Annotated in this window: 18 protein-coding genes; 14 read left to right on the top strand and 4 right to left on the bottom strand. The window is 64.6% G+C overall.

Features of this window, described 5'->3' with window-relative positions:
• The first annotated feature begins 29 nt into the window (after positions 1 to 29).
• From rsfS to LB565_RS10975, 8 genes are all read left to right on the top strand, one after another.
• Positions 30 to 407 carry a ribosome silencing factor gene (rsfS, locus tag LB565_RS11010; protein ID WP_095767215.1) on the top strand — a complete coding sequence of 126 codons (378 nt, stop codon included), beginning with the start codon at positions 30 to 32 and terminating at the stop codon, positions 405 to 407.
• A 62-nt stretch (positions 408 to 469) separates the two neighbouring features.
• Positions 470 to 952, top strand: coding sequence for a 23S rRNA (pseudouridine(1915)-N(3))-methyltransferase RlmH (rlmH, locus tag LB565_RS11005; RefSeq protein ID WP_224583778.1), 483 nt, complete (start codon positions 470 to 472; stop codon positions 950 to 952).
• Positions 953 to 1,148: 196 nt separating this feature from the next.
• Positions 1,149 to 2,483, top strand: a complete 1,335-nt coding sequence (locus LB565_RS11000; protein WP_224583775.1) for a murein hydrolase activator EnvC family protein — start codon at positions 1,149 to 1,151, stop codon at positions 2,481 to 2,483.
• A 1-nt stretch (position 2,484) separates the two neighbouring features.
• Positions 2,485 to 3,816, top strand: coding sequence for a S41 family peptidase (locus LB565_RS10995; RefSeq protein WP_224583773.1), 1,332 nt, complete (start codon positions 2,485 to 2,487; stop codon positions 3,814 to 3,816).
• Between the two features lie 183 nt (positions 3,817 to 3,999).
• Positions 4,000 to 5,196 (top strand): divergent polysaccharide deacetylase family protein, encoded by a 1,197-nt coding sequence (locus LB565_RS10990; RefSeq protein WP_224583771.1) that lies wholly within the window; start codon positions 4,000 to 4,002, stop codon positions 5,194 to 5,196.
• A 166-nt stretch (positions 5,197 to 5,362) separates the two neighbouring features.
• The gene (locus LB565_RS10985) at positions 5,363 to 5,878 is read left to right on the top strand and encodes an RNA pyrophosphohydrolase (RefSeq protein WP_224583769.1); all 516 of its coding nucleotides are present in this window, start codon (positions 5,363 to 5,365) and stop codon (positions 5,876 to 5,878) included.
• A 73-nt stretch (positions 5,879 to 5,951) separates the two neighbouring features.
• Complete coding sequence (gene alr, locus LB565_RS10980) at positions 5,952 to 7,103, top strand: alanine racemase (protein ID WP_224583768.1); 1,152 nt, start codon at positions 5,952 to 5,954, stop codon at positions 7,101 to 7,103.
• Between the two features lie 135 nt (positions 7,104 to 7,238).
• Positions 7,239 to 8,501 (top strand): D-amino acid dehydrogenase, encoded by a 1,263-nt coding sequence (locus tag LB565_RS10975; RefSeq protein WP_224583767.1) that lies wholly within the window; start codon positions 7,239 to 7,241, stop codon positions 8,499 to 8,501.
• Between the two features lie 38 nt (positions 8,502 to 8,539).
• Here LB565_RS10975 and LB565_RS10970 read toward each other — a convergent pair whose 3' ends face one another.
• On the bottom strand, positions 8,540 to 10,702 hold the full coding sequence (locus LB565_RS10970) for a phospholipase D-like domain-containing protein (RefSeq protein WP_224583765.1): 2,163 nt from the start codon (positions 10,700 to 10,702) through the stop codon (positions 8,540 to 8,542).
• Entirely contained in the window at positions 10,699 to 11,139 is a 441-nt protein-coding gene (locus tag LB565_RS10965; RefSeq protein WP_224583763.1) for a hypothetical protein, read from the bottom strand. The genes LB565_RS10970 and LB565_RS10965 overlap by 4 nt, the downstream gene beginning before the upstream one ends.
• A 274-nt stretch (positions 11,140 to 11,413) precedes the next feature.
• Between LB565_RS10965 and LB565_RS10960 the strand changes: the two genes are divergently transcribed.
• Positions 11,414 to 11,986, top strand: coding sequence for a hypothetical protein (locus tag LB565_RS10960; protein WP_224583761.1), 573 nt, complete (start codon positions 11,414 to 11,416; stop codon positions 11,984 to 11,986).
• Positions 11,987 to 12,018: 32 nt separating this feature from the next.
• Positions 12,019 to 12,588, top strand: a complete 570-nt coding sequence (locus LB565_RS10955) for a hypothetical protein (RefSeq protein WP_224583874.1) — start codon at positions 12,019 to 12,021, stop codon at positions 12,586 to 12,588.
• 28 nt (positions 12,589 to 12,616) lie between these two features.
• On the opposite strand, the gene LB565_RS10950 is transcribed toward LB565_RS10955, so the two are convergent.
• Positions 12,617 to 13,498, bottom strand: coding sequence for a LysR family transcriptional regulator (locus LB565_RS10950; RefSeq protein WP_224583759.1), 882 nt, complete (start codon positions 13,496 to 13,498; stop codon positions 12,617 to 12,619).
• Between the two features lie 360 nt (positions 13,499 to 13,858).
• Between LB565_RS10950 and LB565_RS10945 the strand changes: the two genes are divergently transcribed.
• The 3 genes from LB565_RS10945 (at position 13,859) to LB565_RS10935 (ending at position 16,633) form a co-directional block, all read left to right on the top strand.
• On the top strand, positions 13,859 to 15,355 hold the full coding sequence (locus LB565_RS10945) for a CoA-acylating methylmalonate-semialdehyde dehydrogenase (protein ID WP_224583758.1): 1,497 nt from the start codon (positions 13,859 to 13,861) through the stop codon (positions 15,353 to 15,355).
• A gap of 389 nt (positions 15,356 to 15,744) precedes the next feature.
• The gene (locus LB565_RS10940) at positions 15,745 to 16,047 is read left to right on the top strand and encodes a hypothetical protein (protein WP_140841768.1); all 303 of its coding nucleotides are present in this window, start codon (positions 15,745 to 15,747) and stop codon (positions 16,045 to 16,047) included.
• A 268-nt stretch (positions 16,048 to 16,315) separates the two neighbouring features.
• Complete coding sequence (locus LB565_RS10935; RefSeq protein ID WP_224583756.1) at positions 16,316 to 16,633, top strand: hypothetical protein; 318 nt, start codon at positions 16,316 to 16,318, stop codon at positions 16,631 to 16,633.
• 27 nt (positions 16,634 to 16,660) lie between these two features.
• On the opposite strand, the gene LB565_RS10930 is transcribed toward LB565_RS10935, so the two are convergent.
• Positions 16,661 to 17,332: a GntR family transcriptional regulator gene (locus tag LB565_RS10930; RefSeq protein WP_411970635.1), complete on the bottom strand. Its 672-nt coding sequence runs from the start codon at positions 17,330 to 17,332 to the stop codon at positions 16,661 to 16,663.
• 102 nt (positions 17,333 to 17,434) lie between these two features.
• On the opposite strand from LB565_RS10930, the gene LB565_RS10925 reads away from it, so the two are divergent.
• A complete protein-coding gene (locus tag LB565_RS10925) occupies positions 17,435 to 18,370 on the top strand; it encodes a dihydrodipicolinate synthase family protein (protein ID WP_224583754.1) in 936 nt (311 codons plus the stop codon).

Raw genomic sequence — 18,370 nt, 5'->3', positions numbered from 1 at the left:
GAACAGCACTGCGGAAGAAGGCTGACATCATGCCTTCGCCGGCCGGGATCAGCGGAAACGATGCCGCGTCCCTCGCCATCGACACAGTCCTTGCCAGTCTGGAAGACTCCAAGGCCGAAAATATCGTCTCAATCGATATCCAGGGAAAATCGAGCCTCGGCGACTATATGGTCATCGCCTCGGGTCGATCGCACCGTCATGTCTCGGCTGTCGCCGATCATCTCCTCAAGGCGCTGAAGGATGCCGGCCTCGGCAACGCGCGCGTCGAGGGGCTGGCCAGCGCCGACTGGGTCCTGATCGATTCGGGCGACATCATCGTCCATGTCTTCCGCCCCGAAGTCCGCGAATTCTACAATCTCGAAAAGATGTGGCAGGCGCCGGACCTGGAGGAAGAGACCTTGCACTGAGCCTTGATCCGCCTGCCGTGAACCGTCACGGTACGCATTAGGACAAGCTCGCCGGGGCGAGGATGAAGATCACCGTTCATGCCGTGGGCCGGATGAAGACCGGCCCCGAGAGAGAACTCGCCGACCGCTATTTTGAGCGCTTCGCAAAGAGCGGGCCCGCGGTCGGGTTGGAATTTGCCGGCATTGTCGAGGTTCCCGAGAGCCGCGGACAGAACGCCGACGAGCGCCGCCGCGAGGAAGCCCAGAAGCTGCAGGCGCAGTTGCAGGCCGGTACCGTTCTCATCCTGCTCGACGAACGCGGCAAGTCGCTTTCGTCGGAAGACCTGGCCGCCCGGATCGGCCAGTTGCGCGACGGCGGCCGCAAGGCGCTCGTCGTCGCCATCGGCGGCGCCGACGGCCACGACAAATCCTTGCGAGAGCAGGCTGATCTTACGCTATCCTTCGGCGCGCTGACATGGCCGCACCAGCTGGTACGCGTCATGCTGGGCGAGCAGCTCTACCGGGTCGCGACGATCCTGGCGGGGCACCCGTATCATCGTTCGTGAATGGCTCGACGGCCAAGAAGCTGGGGATTGCCGGCCCGCGCCAGGATTTCTGCCTCAATCGCGCGGCAACGGGGTATTCTGTTTTACGCAATTCCGGACGGAAAACCGTTACACACTTTTCCTGGAATTGCTCTGAGCGGCGCTTCCAACATGGTTGATGGTTCCTTAACGAAGCGGCGGATAGGTTAGAGGCCTGATGTCTGAAGGCTGGACTCCGATTACGCGCGCCTGGCGCAGCCGCTGCGGCTTGACCCTTGTCGCCGCCATGGTCGCACTCGGACCGGTCCGGGCGGCCGAGAACGCGCTCGACCTCGCGCCCGATCCGGATCAGAGCCGAGCCGAATACGAGCAGGTTTCCAAGGAGATCACGCTCTCGTCGGAACGGCTGAGCAAGCTCGCCGCCGACATCGCCTCGGTGCGGAAGGACTATGCTTCGATCACCGCTGCGCTCATCCAGTCGGCGATGACGGAGCAAAAGCTCGGGCAGGATATCGAGGATATCGGTGCTAAGCTCGAAGGGCTGAAGGACGAGGAAAAGAAGCTGCGCGCCTCGCTCATGGCGCGGCGCGACGTGCTGGCCGAAGTGCTCGGCGCCTTGCAGCGCATGGGGCTCAATCCGCCGCCGGCGATTCTGGTCAAGCCCGAGGATGCGCTGTCGTCGGTGCGCAGCGCCATCCTGCTCGGCGCGGTGGTGCCGGAATTGCGCCAGCAGACCGACCGGCTGATGGCCGATCTCAAGGAGCAGACGCGTGTGACGGCCTCGATCGAGGCCGAGCGGGCCAGGCTCACCACCGCCGTCACCGACCAGACGGCGGAGAAGAAGCGGCTCACCATGCTGCTCGAGGCCAAGAAGAAGCTGCAGGCCGACACCCAGGCCGCGATGGCGGCAGAGCAGCAGCATTCGCAGCAGCTGGCGGCGAAGGCGAGCAGCCTCAAGGACTTGATCGCCTCGCTGGAAGCCGACAAGGCGCGCAAGGCGCAGGACCAGGCCAAGGCGGGCGAGCGCAAATCGACGGACGCCGACACCACGGCCTCGACCACCGAGCTCGCCGCCCTGCCGGTGCCGGAGGCGAACCGCCTCACGGGATCGGCGCCGTTTTCGGCATTGCAAGGCCAGATCGCGCTGCCGGTCATCGGCAAGATCAAACTGCGTTTCGGCGCCGATGACGGCAATGGCGCGGCGATGCAGGGCGACATGGTTGCGACACAATCGGGAGCCATCGTCACCGCGCCGGCGGATGGAAACGTGCTTTATGCGGGGCCGTTTCGCTCCTATGGTCAACTCTTGATCCTCAATGCAGGCGACGGGTATCATGTCGTTCTGGCGGGGATGAGCAGAATCAGCGTCGCGACCGGACAGTCGGTGCTCGCAGGAGAGCCGATCGGCGCGATGGGAGAGGCCCGGGTGGCAAGCACCTCGGCCTCGCGGAATGGAAATGCGACACCGGAACTCTATGTAGAGTTCCGCAAGGATGGAAAACCCGTCGATCCGGCCCCATGGTGGGCGGACCGATTCTCTGGAAGGACGTGAAATGATGCGGAAACTGTCGCTTCTGTTTGCCGGCGCGCTGATGGGCGCATCGGCAATGAGCCTGGTCTACGGCGCACCGGGTTCGGCGGCGAACGCTGCGGGTTCGGAAACCTACAAGCAGCTGGCGATCTTCGGCGACATCTTCGAGCGCGTGCGCGCCAATTATGTAACGCCGCCGGACGACAAGTCGCTCGTCGAGAATGCCATCAACGGCATGCTGTCCTCGCTCGACCCGCACTCCTCCTATATGAACGCCGAGCAGGCGCAGGATATGCGCGTGCAGACCAAGGGCGAGTTCGGCGGCCTCGGCATCGAGGTCACCATGGAGAACGACCTTGTCAAGGTAATCACGCCGATCGACGACACGCCGGCCGCCAAGGCGGGTGTGCTGTCGGGCGACTACATCGCCAAGATCGACGGCGAAGAGGTGCGCGGCCTGACCCTCAACGACGCGGTCGAGAAGATGCGCGGGCCGGTCAACACGCCGATCAAGCTCACCATCCTGCGCCAGGGCGCCGACAAGCCGATCGAGCTGACGGTGGTGCGCGACATCATCAAGGTCAAGGCGGTGAAGTACCGGGTCGAGAACGACATCGGCTACATGAAGATCACCTCCTTCACCGAGAAGACCTATGACGATCTCGAGAATGCCATCGAGAACATCAAGAAGCAGGTGCCGAACGACAAGCTGAAGGGCTATGTGCTCGACCTGCGCCTCAATCCGGGCGGCCTGCTCGACCAGGCGGTCAGCGTGTCGGACGCCTTCCTCAAGCGCGGCGAGATCGTCTCGACTCGCGGCCGAGATCCGAAGGACGTCACGCGCTTCGACGCCAAGCCGAAGCAGAACGACGACATCAACGGCAAGCCGCTGATCGTGCTGGTCAATGGCGGTTCGGCAAGCGCCTCGGAAATCGTCGCCGGCGCGCTGCAGGATCTGCGCCGCGCCACCGTGGTCGGCACGCAGTCCTTCGGCAAAGGCTCGGTGCAGACCATCATTCCGCTCGGCGAGAATGGCGCGCTCAGGCTGACGACGGCGCTCTATTACACGCCGTCGGGCAAGTCGATCCAGGGCAAGGGCATCACGCCCAACATCAAGGTCGATCAGCCGCTGCCGCCGGATCTCCAGGGCCGCGACCTGACCCGTGGCGAATCCGACCTCAAGGGTCACATCAAGGGCGCCGACGAGAGTTCCACCGGCTCGGGCTCGGCTGCCTATGTGCCGCCGGATCCGAAGAACGACCTGCAGCTGATCTATGCCGAGCAGCTCCTGCGCGGCGAAAAGACCGATCCGTCGTTCCCGCCGAACCCGGACAAGGCTGTGCTGAACCAGTAATGCGGTCCGGCTCTGGCCGGCTGCGCGAAGCAATGCAATGCTGCCGGGGCCGCGAGGTTCCGGCAGTTTGATTCGGGGACTGCGGTGGGGCGCCACGCGCGTGGGGTATCGCGCCAGCGATTGTGAAGCTTACGCGAGATGTCACGAAAAAGTGACCCTGGCGTGCTTCCGGGGAAACACGACTTGGCTGAGATCGGCAAGGAAATCGAACGCCCGCTCGGACAAACGCTCCGGCCTGAGCGCAAGGCTTCGCGTGGCATCGGCTCAGGCTCGCTCGCCGCTGTGCTGGCCCTACTTGGCGTGATCGGTGTTTCCGGCGCTATTGCGCTGCGTGAAAGGCCGTTCCGCAAGCCGGAAGAAGTGGCCGTGTCGACGCCGAAGGTCACGGCTGAGCCTGCTCCTGCGGCGGCAGCGACGCCGGTGCCTGCGCCGGCTCCGGTTTCGGCTGCGACACAGGCCAGCACGCCGATGAAGAGCGGCGGCCCGCAGATCATCCACGTCCAGACGGAAGAGGGCGACGGCCCGCCGAAGGCGGCGATCGTCATCCGCGATCCCTCGACGCTCGGCCAGAAACTCAAGGTCGCCCATATCCCGGACAGGGCGCTGATCGAGGCCAGCGACACCGGTCCGCTGCCGATGCGCTCCGCCGACGGCCGGCGGCCGTTCGACGTCTATGCGCGGCCATGGTCCGGCGCGCGAGGCGCGCGCGTGGCGATCGTCATCGGAGGGCTCGCAGTCTCGCAGACCGGGACGCAAGCCGCGATCGCCAAGCTGCCGGCCGAAGTGACGCTGGCCTTCGCGCCGCAAGGCAACAGCATTGGCCGCTGGATGCAGGCGGCAAGGCAGAGCGGGCATGAGATCGTCATGCAGGTGCCGCTCGAGCCGTTCGATTATCCCAACGTCAATCCGGGACGCAACACGCTGACGGTGTCGGCGAGCCCTGACGAGAACCTGAAGAGCCTGCACTGGGCGCTATCCAGGACCACGAACTATACCGGGGTCATGAACTATATGGGCGCGCGTTTCTCGGCCGACGATGCGGCGATGGAACCGTTTATGGCCGAACTCGGCAAGCGGGGGCTTGCCTATATCGATGACGGCTCATCCTCGCGAAGTGTGGCGCCTGACCTGGCGTTGAAGGATGGCGTGCCGTTCGTCGCCGGCGACATGGCGATCGATGCCGTGCAGGATCGCGGCGAAATCCTAAAGAAGCTGGACAGCCTCGAAGCCACGGCGCGGGCCAAGGGCAGCGCGGTCGGCATCGGTTCGGCCTTCGACATCACCGTCGACACGGTGACGTCCTGGATTGCCGAAGCGAAGAAGCGAGGCATCGAGATCGTGCCGATCTCGGCGGTGGCCATCGATCCGCAAAAAGGCTAGTCGTTGGGCCGTCGCCCAGGCATGACGCTGAGAGGGAGTGAATGGTGAATAGTACGAGGTTTCAGTGTGGTGCGCGGCTTCCGGCGGTCACTTCCATTCACCATTCACCATTCCGACCTCGCGCCGCGAAGCGCCGGACCTCAAGCGAAGCAGGAAAATCCGACCGATGGTCAAGAAGATCGATCCCGAAACGCTGCCTTACCGTCCGTGCGTCGGGCTGATGATCCTCAACAAGGCCGGTCTGGTCTGGGTCGGGCACCGCATCGCCGAACCGGACAGCGAGTTCGCCGGCACGACGCAGCTTTGGCAGATGCCGCAGGGCGGCATCGACAAGGGCGAAGAGCCGATCGAGGCCGCCGGGCGCGAGCTCTATGAGGAAACCGGCATGCGCAGCGTGTCGTTGCTGGCCGAGGCGCCGCACTGGATCAATTACGACCTGCCGGAGCATCTGGTCGGCGTCGCCTTCAAGGGCCGCTATCGCGGCCAGACGCAGAAATGGTTCGCCTACCGCTTCGAGGGCGGTGAAAGCGAGATCGCGATCAACCCGCCGCCCGGTGGCCACACGGCCGAGTTCGATGAATGGGCCTGGCGGCCGATGCGGGAGCTGCCCGACCTCATCGTGCCGTTCAAGCGCAAGGTCTACGAGCAGGTGGTGGCGGCATTCCAGCATCTCGTCCCCTGAGCGGCCTTCCGCCCAGGTTGTCGCGGCCGCGCCATCGCCGTATTGATTGCCGATGCAATGAGCGGGGGTCGCCATGAGCGACGACACCGGACGTGGGTTTCCGGCATGTGATGCAAGTAGCGGTTCGACGGTCAGCGCGGCGGCGGCCGGCGCGATCCTGACGATCGACCTCGGGGCCATTCGCGAGAACTACCGCCGGCTGACGGCGCGGCTGAGCGGCGTCCGCTGTGCCGGCGTGCTCAAGGCCGACGGCTATGGGCTTGGCGCCGCCCAAGTGGCGTCGGCGCTGGCGAAAGAGGGCTGCGACATCTTCTTCGTCGCGCTGCTCGGCGAGGGCATCGCGCTGCGCAAGGCGATCGGGCCAGGGCCGGACATTTTCGTGCTGAACGGGCTGCCGCCCGGCTCGGAACCGGAAGCCGTGGCGGCTGGGCTTTGCCCGGTCATCAACAGCGCCATGCAACTGAAGGCCTGGCGCGAGACCGCGCGGGGCATGGGCCAAAGCCTGCCTGCCGCCGTCCAGGTCGACAGCGGCATGGCCAGGCTTGGCATGGCGCCGGCGGAAGTCGAGGCGGTCTCGGGGGAAGCGGGCGCATTCGACGGCATCGACCTCCGCTATGTGATGAGCCATCTCGCCCGCGCCGATGAGCCGCAACAGGCGGCGAACGAGAGGCAGCGGCGCGAATTCGAACGGCTGCGCAAGATGCTGCCTGCGGCGCCCGCCTCCCTGGCCAACTCGTCCGGCATCTTTCTTGGGCCAGCCTATCACTACGACCTTGCCCGCCCGGGGGCAGCGCTCTACGGCGTCAACCCGACGCCCAACGCACCCAACCCGATGCTGCCGGTCATACGGCTGCAAGCCAAGGTGGCGCAGACGCGGCAGGTGGGCGCCGGCGCCGGCATCGGCTATGGCCATACCCATCATGCGGACGGGCCGCTCACGCTAGCGACCATTTCGCTGGGCTATGGCGACGGCTGGCCCCGGCGCGCCGCTTCGGCTGCCTGGTTCGAGGGCATGCGGTTGCCCTTCGTCGGGCGCGTGTCGATGGACTCGATCATTCTCGACGTCTCGGCGCTTCCCGCCGGCCGGCTCGGCGAAGGCGACCTCGTCGAGCTCATCGGCCCGTCGCAAAGCGTCGACGGCGCGGCCGGCCATGCTGGCACGATCGGCTACGAGATATTGACCAGCCTGGGCGCGCGCTTTCACCGTCATTATATCGGCGGCTGAGACAGCCGCCTTTGCAAGCTGGTCCACAGCGCGCACGCCGCTGGCTGGCCCTTGGCGGGCGCGGCAGAATCCGGCAGACAGGCGGGGACGATCCGGGCCCTTCGGCGGCATGATCGGGCTTTGAGGGAGCATAGAATGAAAGTCATCGTGCTGGGCGGCGGCGTGATCGGGGTCACCACCGCCTACTTCCTCGCCGAGGCCGGTCACGAAGTGACCGTCTATGATCGCCAGCCGGGGCCGGCGCTCGAAACCAGCTTCGCCAATGCGGGCGAAGTGTCGCCGGGCTATGCCTCGCCCTGGGCCGGGCCCGGTATCCCGGTCAAGGCCGTCAAATGGCTGTTGATGAAGTACGGCCCGCTGGTCGTGCGGCCGGCCTTCGACCCGAATATGTGGAGCTGGCTCCTCAAGATGCTGCGCAACTGCACGGCCGAGCGCTACGCGCTCAACAAGTCGCGCATGGTGCCGCTTGCCGAATACAGCCGCGACACGCTGAAGGCGTTGCGCGAGGCGACCGGCATCACTTACGACGAACGAACCAAAGGCACGCTGCAGCTCTTCCGCAAGCAGAAGCAGCTCGACGGCACCGGCGGCGACGTCGAGGTGCTGAAGAAATATGGCGTGCCGTACGAGATCCTCGACCGCGACGGCTGTGTCGCCGCCGAGCCGGCGCTTGCGGCGGTGCGCGACAAATTCGTCGGCGGCCTCAGGCTTCCGGGCGACGAGACCGGCGACTGCAAGATGTTCACCGACAAGCTCGCCGAGCTCTGCGTGGCGCGCGGCGTAACCTTCGAATACGGCTCGACCGTCCGGCGCATCGTCCGGAACCGCAACCGCCTCACCAATGTCCTTACGGACGGCGGATGGAGAACGGCGGACGCCTTCGTGATGGCGATGGGCAGCTATTCGGCGCAATTCATGCGCTCGCTGGGGCGGCCGATTCCGGTCTATCCGGTGAAGGGCTATTCGATCACCGTGCCGATCACCAATGCCGACGCCGCGCCTGTGTCGACCGTCATGGACGAGACCTACAAGGTGGCGATCACGCGGCTCGGCGACCGCATCCGCGTCGGCGGCACGGCGGAGATTTCAGGTTATGATCTTCGCCTGCATGAATCGCGCCGCCGCACGCTGGAACATTCGGTCGGCGACCTCTTTCCCGGCGGCGGCGACCTCAAGGCGGCGAGCTTCTGGTGCGGCTTGCGGCCGATGACGCCGGACGGACCGCCCTTGGTCGGACTGAGCGAGGTTGCCAATCTCTACCTCAACACCGGCCACGGCACGCTCGGCTGGACCATGGCCTGCGGCTCGGCCAAGGTGCTGGCCGACATCATGTCCAACCGGGTTCCGGAGATCAACGCGCGCGACCTCAGTCCGGAACGGTATCTGAAACCTATCTAACCGAGTCGCATCGGGGTGAGGCGGCGCGCTTCAAGGCCTCAAAACGCCTCCCTGACCCAGCTGTCGCTGAACAGCAGCCGGTAGGCCCAGCCGATCGTGACATTGCTGGCGACCGGGCGCGAATGGGCGAGGTAATCCTCATAGACCGGTTTCATGCGGCGGTAGAAGGCCGGATCGAGCACGACCATGCCGTTCTCCGAGTCATGGAAGAAGCTGCGGTTGTTGAGATTGACCGAGGAGATGGCGACCAGCCTCTCGTCGATCATCATGATCTTGGAATGCAAGACGACATCCGGCGCCTTGAATTCGCGGATGTTGATGCGGTCGCCATATTTCTCGACGAACAGCTTGTTGAGCGCGGTGAGGAACCGGCCGCCGATATCGCCCTTGAGGTCGATGCGGCCGACCACATCGATCTTCACGCCCCTGGCCAGCGCCCGGTCGAAGGCACGGGCGATAGCGGGCGTCAGGTTGAGGTAGGGATTGACAATCTCGATGCGATGCTCGGCGGTGTCGATCAGTTCGACGAAATAGGCCTCCAGCGCGTGCCCGTCCTCATAGGGCACGGAAATGAAATGCCGCGCCACGCCGCCCGGGGCCGCGCCGGAACGGACCGGAATGGAGAACGGCCGCGACAAATTGGTGTCGGCATCGCGCAGCCAGACGGTCGACAGATGCGCTGCCAGCGTCTCGACGGTCGCCGGGTCGGCGATCTCGATGTCGAAGTCGCTCCAGTTGGAATAGTAGTTCAGCGAGAAGCCGTCGGTCTTGCCGTATTGTTCCAGCTCCGGATAGCGGGTCAGGTCGACGGGCTTGTGGAACAGAAAACCGTCATGGATGTTGCGGCCGCCGATGATGACGCGCGAGCGTCCGGGCTGCTCGGCCAGCGTCGCCAGCATCTTGATGTGGTGGGTCTTGTGCAGCTGGGAGAACTGCTCGTCGAACGGCGCGCCGTGATCGGCTTGCCAGCGATATTCCTGCAGCTCGACATTGGGGAACTCGGATGCCAGCCGGTGCAGCATGGCGTCGTCCTTCTCCCGCTCCAGCACATCGGTGACTAGGATGCGCACCTTGGTGCCAAGTGCTGCGTGATGGCGGATCAGCCGCTCCATCATACGGCCGGAGAAGTCCGCCTTGAACTCCAGCGACGACAGATAGATCAGCCTGAGCTTCGGCGCGTTGGAGAAATCGAGCGGCAGTTCGGGGTCCGCCTTGTCGAAGGCGCTGTCCGGCAGCGTCTTGCCGAGCAGGGCTTCGACCTTGGCGTTGAAGCCGTGGCGCGATTTGCGCAGCAGGGTCGGCGACCCCAATGGCAGCGCGCAGGTCTGCGAGAGCCAGCGACCGGCATAGAAGGCGCGGTCGAGCTCCTCCATACCTGCCGGATCCGGCACCGGACAGCGGTCGTAGCGGCTGTCGAGCGCTGCGATCCAGGGATCGGCGCTCTCCTCCCGCAGCAGGGTCAGCGGCGCGCCGGCCGGCGCCAGGGTCGAGGTGACGCGAAGATCGCAGCGGGTCACCGCCTGGTCCGGAAACAGGCTGACCGAGGTTTCGTCGGCCGGCAGGCTGAGATGGAATGGCGCGGCCTTGGCGACCGTGGTGGATCGGCCCGATGCGCGGATCGCGAGCGGGCCGTTGCAGGTGCCGCCGATGTCGATGGCCGGTTGGCCTGCCTGGCGCAGCACGATCTCGACCGAACGCGCCTCGAGGCCCGAGAAGCTAAAGGTCTTGGGCGCCAAGGGCCGCGCGGCGGCATCGAGATAGAGCGTCTGCCGCGACATGCGCCAGCGGCCGGTGAACCGGCCTTCGCCCGGCTTGCCTTGCGTCGGCGCAATCTCAGTGTCGTCGAGCGATTTGGCCAACCGCTGCAGCGCCGGATAGGTCGCATGGAAGCCGCCGTTCTGGACATCGCGCCAGTCGCGGCCGAAGCGGCCTGTGCCGTTGGCGCGGTCGAGCGCATCGAGGCGGCTTTGGGCGAGCAGCGCCTGGAATTGTTTCTCGTAGGCGCTGTTGCCGTCGCTCGCGAAATAATGCGCCGCGGCTATCTCCTCGCCGCCGCTGTCCGCGGAGACAGGCAGGCGGCCGCAGGCGTCGTCGCCCGGAAAGAAGGCGCAGGCCGAATGTCCGGGCATGCCAGCGCAACCGGCAAATGCTGCCAGCGCCAATCCAAGCAACGCCTTGGCGACAGCCGACCTGAGGCTCATCCGGCCGCCCCGTTCATGGCCTTGAGCTCGGCAGGATCGCGTGGCGGCAGGAAGCCTTGTGGAAAGATCCTGCAGAGGGGAAAGGCGAAAGAGGCGATCAGCAATCCGGCCTCGCTGCGCATCTTGCGCGGCGCCGTCCTGTCGTCGCGTATCTTTCTGGCGGAGGCGACGAGCGCGCCGTCGCAGTCGCAATGATTGCGCCTTGCAATGTAGCAGGCGTCGTGGACCCGGCAGGCGGCATCGAGACGGTCGACCGGCTTTGCCGACAGATCGCCGGTGCGTGTGCCCGGGCCGCAATAATTGCCGATGACGAAAGGCGAGGGGCGCGACATGGCATAGCGGATCGGCTTCGGCAGCTCCGCTTCCGGAACCTTCGCCCAGGGATTGGCGCAGCCCGACAGGAAAAGCAGCGGCAGAATGGCAAGAACGGCTCGCATTTCTCCGCCGGCGTTCCGAAGATTGTCCCCCAGAGCGTTTCACCGTTTCATGGAAACGGCAAACCGCTCTATCTCTTTGTTTTGGCGCAATTCCAGACGGAAGGCTACGGCAAAGGCGCCGAGCCTAACCGCTCACACTTTTCTTGGAATTGCTCCAGCGCTCCATCATGGCATGGTGAAGCGCGCTGGTGCCACAGTCGCCGAATTTGTGGCGCAGGCAAGGCGGCAACGACCAACTGCCTGTGATAGGATCGCCGCAGCGAGGGGACTTTGGATGCGTCTTTTTCTTTTTGCGGCGGCCGCCTATCTGACCTGCGTCTCGGCGGCGCTTGCCGCGGACAAAACCGTTCACGACAAGGAGCACGGCTTTTCGCTGACCTATCCCGAGCAATGGGCGAGCGAAACCGCCTTTGACAACACCATTCGGCTCAAGATCAAATCCGGCGAAGGAGGGCTCACCTGCCGCGTGTCGGAAAATCCCTACGATCCGACCGCTCCCGACAATCCGCCCGATGTCAGGGCGTTCATGGAGGAAGACTGGAAGGTGAGCAACTGGCAGACCATTGTCGGTGTCGCCTATCAGTCGGCCGCCTTCCGCCAAGACAGGTTGGCGCATTTTCCGGACGGCTATCCGGTGCGCATAGCCGAGATGGATTTCCACTATGCCGACGAAAATGTCAGTTTCTACGGCCATTCCCGCATCGCGCTGACGCTGCGCAGCTCGCATTACGGCTTCGTCAATTGCGGGGTCGTGGGCGACAACTCCGAAGAGGTAGAGCGGAAATGGGCGCCGCTTGCGGATGAGGCCGGAAAAGTGGTTGGTTCGTTCATGCTCGACGCGGATTAGAGCAATTCCAGGAAAGGTTTTTAACGATCGTGATGCGTTTCTGTTTTCTAACCACCACTTTAGGACTTCTGTTCTTGTGCGCCTCCGCGGCGAATGCCGCAGACACGACCGTCCACGATCAGAAGAACGGTTTCTCGCTGAGCTTCCCAGAGGAATGGCTTAATGAGGCGCCCTCCGACAAACAGATACTGTTGAGCGTGAAATCCGCCGATCTCACCTGCATGGTATCGGCTTCATCTTACGATCAATCGGTACCTGGCTCGCCGTCCGATACGGGCAAATTCATGGAGGGCTGGTCGATAAATAATTGGAAAAAAACAATAGGCGCCTCGTTCAGTACGGCCGATTTCAGCAATGACAGGCTGTCAAGGTTTCCCGACGGCTACCCCGTCCGCCTGGCCGACTTGGACTTCACGGTTCGGAGCGAGAATGCCACCTTTTATGGCCATTCCAGGTTCGCGTTCTCCGTCCGAGGAGCACGCTACGGTTATGTGAACTGCAGCGTGATGGGCGAGAGCGCCGAGCAAGTCGCGCGGATGTGGGCGCCGATGGCGGACAAGGCTGAGCGAGTGGTGAATTCGTTCATTCTTGACTCGCCTTGAAGCACGATTGCGTTTGCAGGATTGTGAATCAGCTGAACAGGCCCCGCTCCCGCTCCACCGCCTTGGTGATGAAGTTGGCGACGAGCTGGACGCGGCGCAGTGGCCTGACCGATTCATGATAGACCAGCCAGTAGGCGCGGCGAATGGGCGCGACGATGTCGACCGAAACCAGTTCCGGCATCGAACGGGCGACGAAAGTGTGCAGGATGCCGATGCCGGCGCCGGAGCGCACCGCTTCGGCCTGGCCGAGGGCCGAGGAGATGGCAAAGCTGGTGCGCCATTCGGGGCTGAACTCGGCGGCATAGTCGAGCGAGGGGCTGACTATGAGGTCCGGCACATAGCCGATCAGCGTGTGCCGGCCGAGCTCGGCCGGCGCTTTCGGCAGGCCGTTGGCTTCGGCATAAATGCGGGAGGCGAAGAGGCCGAGCGTGTAGTCGACCAGCTTGCCCGCCACCAGCCGCCCTTCGGTCGGCCGCTCGACGGTAATCGCGATATCGGCCTCGCGCCTGGACAGGGAGAATGAGCGCGGAACGGGCACCAGTTGGATGGTGAGCTCGCGGTGCAGCGCAGTCAGCTCGCCCAGTCGTTTTGCCAGGAAGGCGACGCCAAAGCCGTCAGGCGCGCCGATGCGCACCGTGCCCGAAACGTCGTCGCCCTCGCCGGCAATGGCCGAGCGCGCGGCGATCATGTCGCCTTCCATGCGCTCGGCAATGTCGAGGAAGCGCTCGCCGGCCGGCGTCAGTTCGCTGCCGGTGGTCAGGCGGCGGAAGAGTTTTGTGCGAAGCGCCTCCTCGAGCGCGGCGATGCGGCGCGAGACGGTGGCGTGGTTGAGCCCCAGGCGCTTGGCCGCACCGAGGATCTGGCCGGCGCGCGCCACAGCGAGGAAGATGCGGACGTCATCCCAATTCATGGGAGTGGTCCGCACGATGATTGTCAACGCTGCGTTCCTTCGCGTCCCCCTCTGGCCTGCCGGCCATCTCCCCCTCTGGGGGGGAGATCAGATGTCGCGCCGGTTTTCGCCAATCGCCGATACAGGAGAAGGCGCTGTCGGCGAAGCTGCCAATCTCCCCCCTAGAGGGGGAGATGTCCGGCAGGACAGAGGGGGGCGTGACAAAACTCAACCTGAGAAACCTCGCGGGGGCATTGCGGCAATTAATGCACGCCTCGGGATCGTTGTCTATTTTTCGCACAACGGTTGCGTTTTGGCTCGCGTTGCCATCGTCGCCGCAAAGGCGGACAATGCACCATCACCAAACAAGGGAGAGAAGGCATGATCGAATACGGTCATTTCATCGGCGGCGAGCGTGTCGCCGGCACCAGCGGGCGCAAGCAGGATGTGATGCAGCCGATGGACGGCTCCGTGCGCGGCACGGTGGCTTTAGCCTCGCAGGCGGAACTGCGTGCAGCGGTCGAGAACGCCAAGGCGGCACAGCCGAAATGGGCGGCCACCAACCCGCAGCGCCGCGTGCGCGTGCTGATGAAGTTTCTCGAGCTGGTCCAGCGCGACTATGACGAGCTGGCCGATATCCTGGCGCGCGAGCACGGCAAGACCATCGCCGATGCGCGCGGCGACATCCAGCGCGGCCTCGAAGTGGTCGAGGTCTGCATCGGCGCGCCGCATATGATGAAGGGCGAGTTCACCGACGGCGCCGGCCCAGGCATCGACGTTTATTCGATGCGCCAGCCGCTCGGCGTCGTCGCCGGCATCACCCCGTTCAACTTCCCGGCGATGATCCCGCTGTGGAAGATCGCGCCAGCCATCGCCTGCGGCAACGCCTTCATCCTGAAGCCGTCCGAACGCGACCCGGGAGTGCCGATCCGCATCGCCGAACTCTTCATCGAGGCCGGTCTTCCCGCCGGTATTCTCAACGTCGTCAATGGCGACAAGGAAGTGGTCGACGCCATCCTCGACGATCCGGACATCAAGGCGATCGGCTTCGTCGGCTCGACGCCGATTGCCCACTACATCTATTCGCGCGGCACCGCCTCGGGCAAGCGCGTGCAGTGCTTCGGCGGCGCCAAGAACCACATGATCATCATGCCCGACGCCGACATGGACCAGACGGTCGACGCGCTTATAGGCGCCGGCTACGGCTCGGCCGGCGAGCGCTGCATGGCGATCTCGGTGGCCGTCCCGGTCGGCAACGACACCGCCAACCGGCTGATGGAAAAGCTGGTGCCGCGCGTCGAAAGCCTGAAGGTCGGTCCGTCGACCGACTCTTCCGCCGATTTCGGCCCGCTGGTGACGGCACAGGCGCTGGAGCGCGTGAAGGGCTATGTCGATATCGGCGTCAAGGAAGGCGCCAAGCTCGTCGTCGACGGCCGCGGCTTCAAGATGCAAGGCTATGAGAACGGCTACTATATGGGCGGCTGCCTGTTCGACAACGTGACCGCCGACATGCGCATCTACAAGGAAGAGATCTTCGGGCCGGTGCTCTCGGTGGTGCGCGCGCCGCGCTACGAGGACGCCATCAAGCTCGCCAACGACCACGAAATGGGCAATGGCGTCGCCATCTTCACCCGCGACGGCGACGCTGCGCGTGACTTCGCATCCAGAGTCCAGGTCGGCATGGTCGGCATCAACGTGCCGATCCCGGTTCCGATCGCCTACTACACCTTCGGCGGCTGGAAGGCATCGTCCTTCGGCGACCTCAACCAGCACGGCCCGGACGCGTTCCGCTTCTACACCAAGACCAAGACGGTCACCTCGCGCTGGCCGTCGGGCATCAAAGACGGCGCCGAGTTCGTCATCCCGACGATGAACTAGCCGACGGTTTCCTCGTTTGCGCGTCCTCGCCACTTCGTGGCTGCGGGCGCGCGGCGAGGCATCAAGGACGGCGCGGAATTCGTCATCCCGACGATGAACTAAGCGGACGGTCGTCCAAGCAGACCTCAGGAAGCGCGGTGCAAGCCGCGCTTTCTTTTTGTGCCGCGTCGACCTCCCGCTTTTCGGCGCCGTGTCATGGCGGCACAATTCCAGGCGCATGATTCGACGCGCGGCACGTCGAGAGCATCCGCATATTCTAATAATTCAATCGCCGTGTGATGGAACCAACAGACCACCATCTGCCTTAGGCTGTATTCCTGCCATGCGTGCAGGCAACCAAGCAGCGCCGGTTCAAGCCGGGGTTCTCGTCTGGCGCGAGGAGGTGTCAGATGACACGATTTGTTGTGGCGGCAATATTGGCGGCGACCGCAATGACCGTTGGAGCCGCGCCGGCGAGCGCGGCGGCGCAATGCGCGGCGCGCGCCGACATCATCAAGGCGCTTGGCGACAAGTTCCACGAAACCGAGGCCGGGCGCGGACTGATCAATCCGAATGTCGTGCTCGAGATATTCGTCTCGGATCAGGGAAGCTGGACAGTGCTCGCCTCCGACACCAAGGGCCAGAGCTGCGTGCTTTCCGTCGGCGAGGGCTGGGATAGCCCGACGATCACCGCGGCGATGCCGGGCGCCTGAAAACGCCAGGGAGCCGGGGTGAGCGCCACAACGGCTCCTGCGGTCGAGCTCAAGTCGCGCCACGAAAGGCGCTTTCCGCGGCGCCGCTTGTTTACGGAGCGGAGCTTCACCATATCGAATCCAGGGAGTCATGATCTCCCGACGACAGACCGGAAGCCAGAAGGAGTGACGCGATGAAGACGTCCAATCCGGCCTGGAGCCTTCCGGCACACTGAGGCGGCCGAATGTGCCTCCCTTGCCGGAATGCGAAGGCAAAGGAGGTGCCCCCATGGCACGCGAATTTTCGTTTCGATGGGTCAAGCTTGCGGCCGTTGGCGCCATGATGGCGCTACCGGCAGTTCCGGCGCGTGCGCAAGTCATCTGCGGCGGCCATGACTATCTGGTCGCGAGGCTGGCGGAGGCATTCGAGGAGAAGCGGCTGGGCTATGGCGTGGCCGGACACGTCGCCATCTTCGAGGTGTTCGTCTCGGCCGGCGGAACCTGGACCATCCTGATGACCGACGTCAAAGGCCAGAGCTGCATCCTGGCCGCCGGCGAGGGGTGGGAAGATACGCTGGCCACTGCGGTCGGGCAGCCGGGCGGCTGAAACGCCTCAAGCAGGCGCTGATCCTGCTCAGCGCGTGGCAGCCACTTCGGCATGACTGCGCAGCAGCGCTATCAGCTTCTTGGCGTCCTTGGCGGCGGCTTCCTCGTCGCCGTCGAGGATGGAACGGATCAGCGCGACATGGTGCTCGGCCGATTCGGCGAGGCCGGTGTCGGCCTTATAGCGGTACCAGAAGCGGCGGCTGTGGGTCTGCAAGGGGGCGGCGACGCGCGCCGCGAAGGGGTTGTCGGCGGCGATGGCCAGCGCCTCGTCGAGCGCCTTGTCGGCCTGGATGAAGGCAAGCACGTTGCCCGAGATCACCGCCTTCTGCATCGCCAAGGCCGCCTCATGGAACAGGTCGGCGGCCTCGCGCGTGACGAAGCGGGCGGCCGAGCGGGCGAGCACGATCTCGATGCCGCGCCTAGCATCCAGCACCCGCAGCCAGTCGCCGGCGTGAAGCGGCGCGACCGCGATGCCTGCGCGGGGTCTGATGTCGAGAAGCCCTTCCCAGGCCAGCCGCTGGATAGCCTCGCGCACCGGGGTGCGTCCGAGGCCCAGCCGCTCGATCAGCGCGCCTTCGGTGACGAAGCTCGACGGCGCCAGCTCGAGCGTAACGATCATGTGCTCCAGCGCGCGATAGGCCTTGGTCGCCGCCGGTTCGAAGGTCGCGTTCGATTCAGCGGATATCAGTGGGGAGATCAAAGGCCAGCTCCTGATATATTTTTCATATATAATAACGGATTCAGCATTGACGAGCCAGCTCTTGGTAGATATACGACTGATATATCAATTGGAGAGGCAGCCATGTGGACCGGAGTTTTCCCTGCCGTCACGACCAAATTCACCGCCGACGACCGCTTGGATCATGCCGAGATGGAGCGCTGCTATTCCCTGCAGATGGAGGACGGTTGCGACGGCATCATCGTCTGCGGCTCGCTTGGCGAGGGGCCGATGCTGTCGCCTGACGAAAAGATCGAGGTGCTGAAGACGGCGCAGAAGGCTGCCGGCAAGAAGCCGGTGCTCTTGACCGTCAACGAGCCCGGCACGCGTGAGGCGACTGTTATCGCCAGGCGTGCCGCCAAGGAAGGCGCCGACGGGCTGATGGTGGTGCCGAGCCCGATCTACCACACCAATCCGCAAGAGACGGTCGCCGCCCTGCGCGCTGTGGCCGAAGCCGGCGACCTGCCGGTGATGATCTACTCCAACCGGCTCGCATACCGTGTCGACGTGACCATCGACCTGATGGAGGAGCTGGCGTCGGACAGACGCTTCGTCGCCATCAAGGAATCGTCCGACGACATCCGCCGCTCGACCGAGATCATCAATCGGTTCGGCGACCGCTACGACCTCTTCACCGGCGTCGACAACCTTGCCTTCGAGGCGCTGTCGGTCGGCGCCATCGGCTGGGTCGCCGGCCTGGTCACCGCCTTCCCGCGCGAGACGGTCGCGATCTATCAGCTGATGCGGCAGGGCCGCCGCGACGAGGCGCTGGCGATCTATCGCTGGTTCCGGCCCTTGCTCGACCTCGATGTCTCGACCTATCTGGTCCAAAACATCAAGCTTGCCGAAGTGCTGGCGATCGGTACCAATGACCGCGTGCGCATGCCGCGCCAGCCGCTGTCTGGTGAACGCCGCAAGGCGGTCGAAAAGATCGTCCGGGATGCGCTTGCGGTGCGGCCGAAGCTGCTGCCGCTGCAGATGTCGCCCCGGTCGACGGACGGTCTGGCGGCGGCCGAATAA

The sequence above is a fragment of the Mesorhizobium sp. CA14 genome, assembly GCF_020165195.1.
In the GTDB taxonomy this organism is placed as follows: domain Bacteria; phylum Pseudomonadota; class Alphaproteobacteria; order Rhizobiales; family Rhizobiaceae; genus Mesorhizobium.
This window is presented reverse-complemented; position numbering and strand designations above follow the sequence as displayed.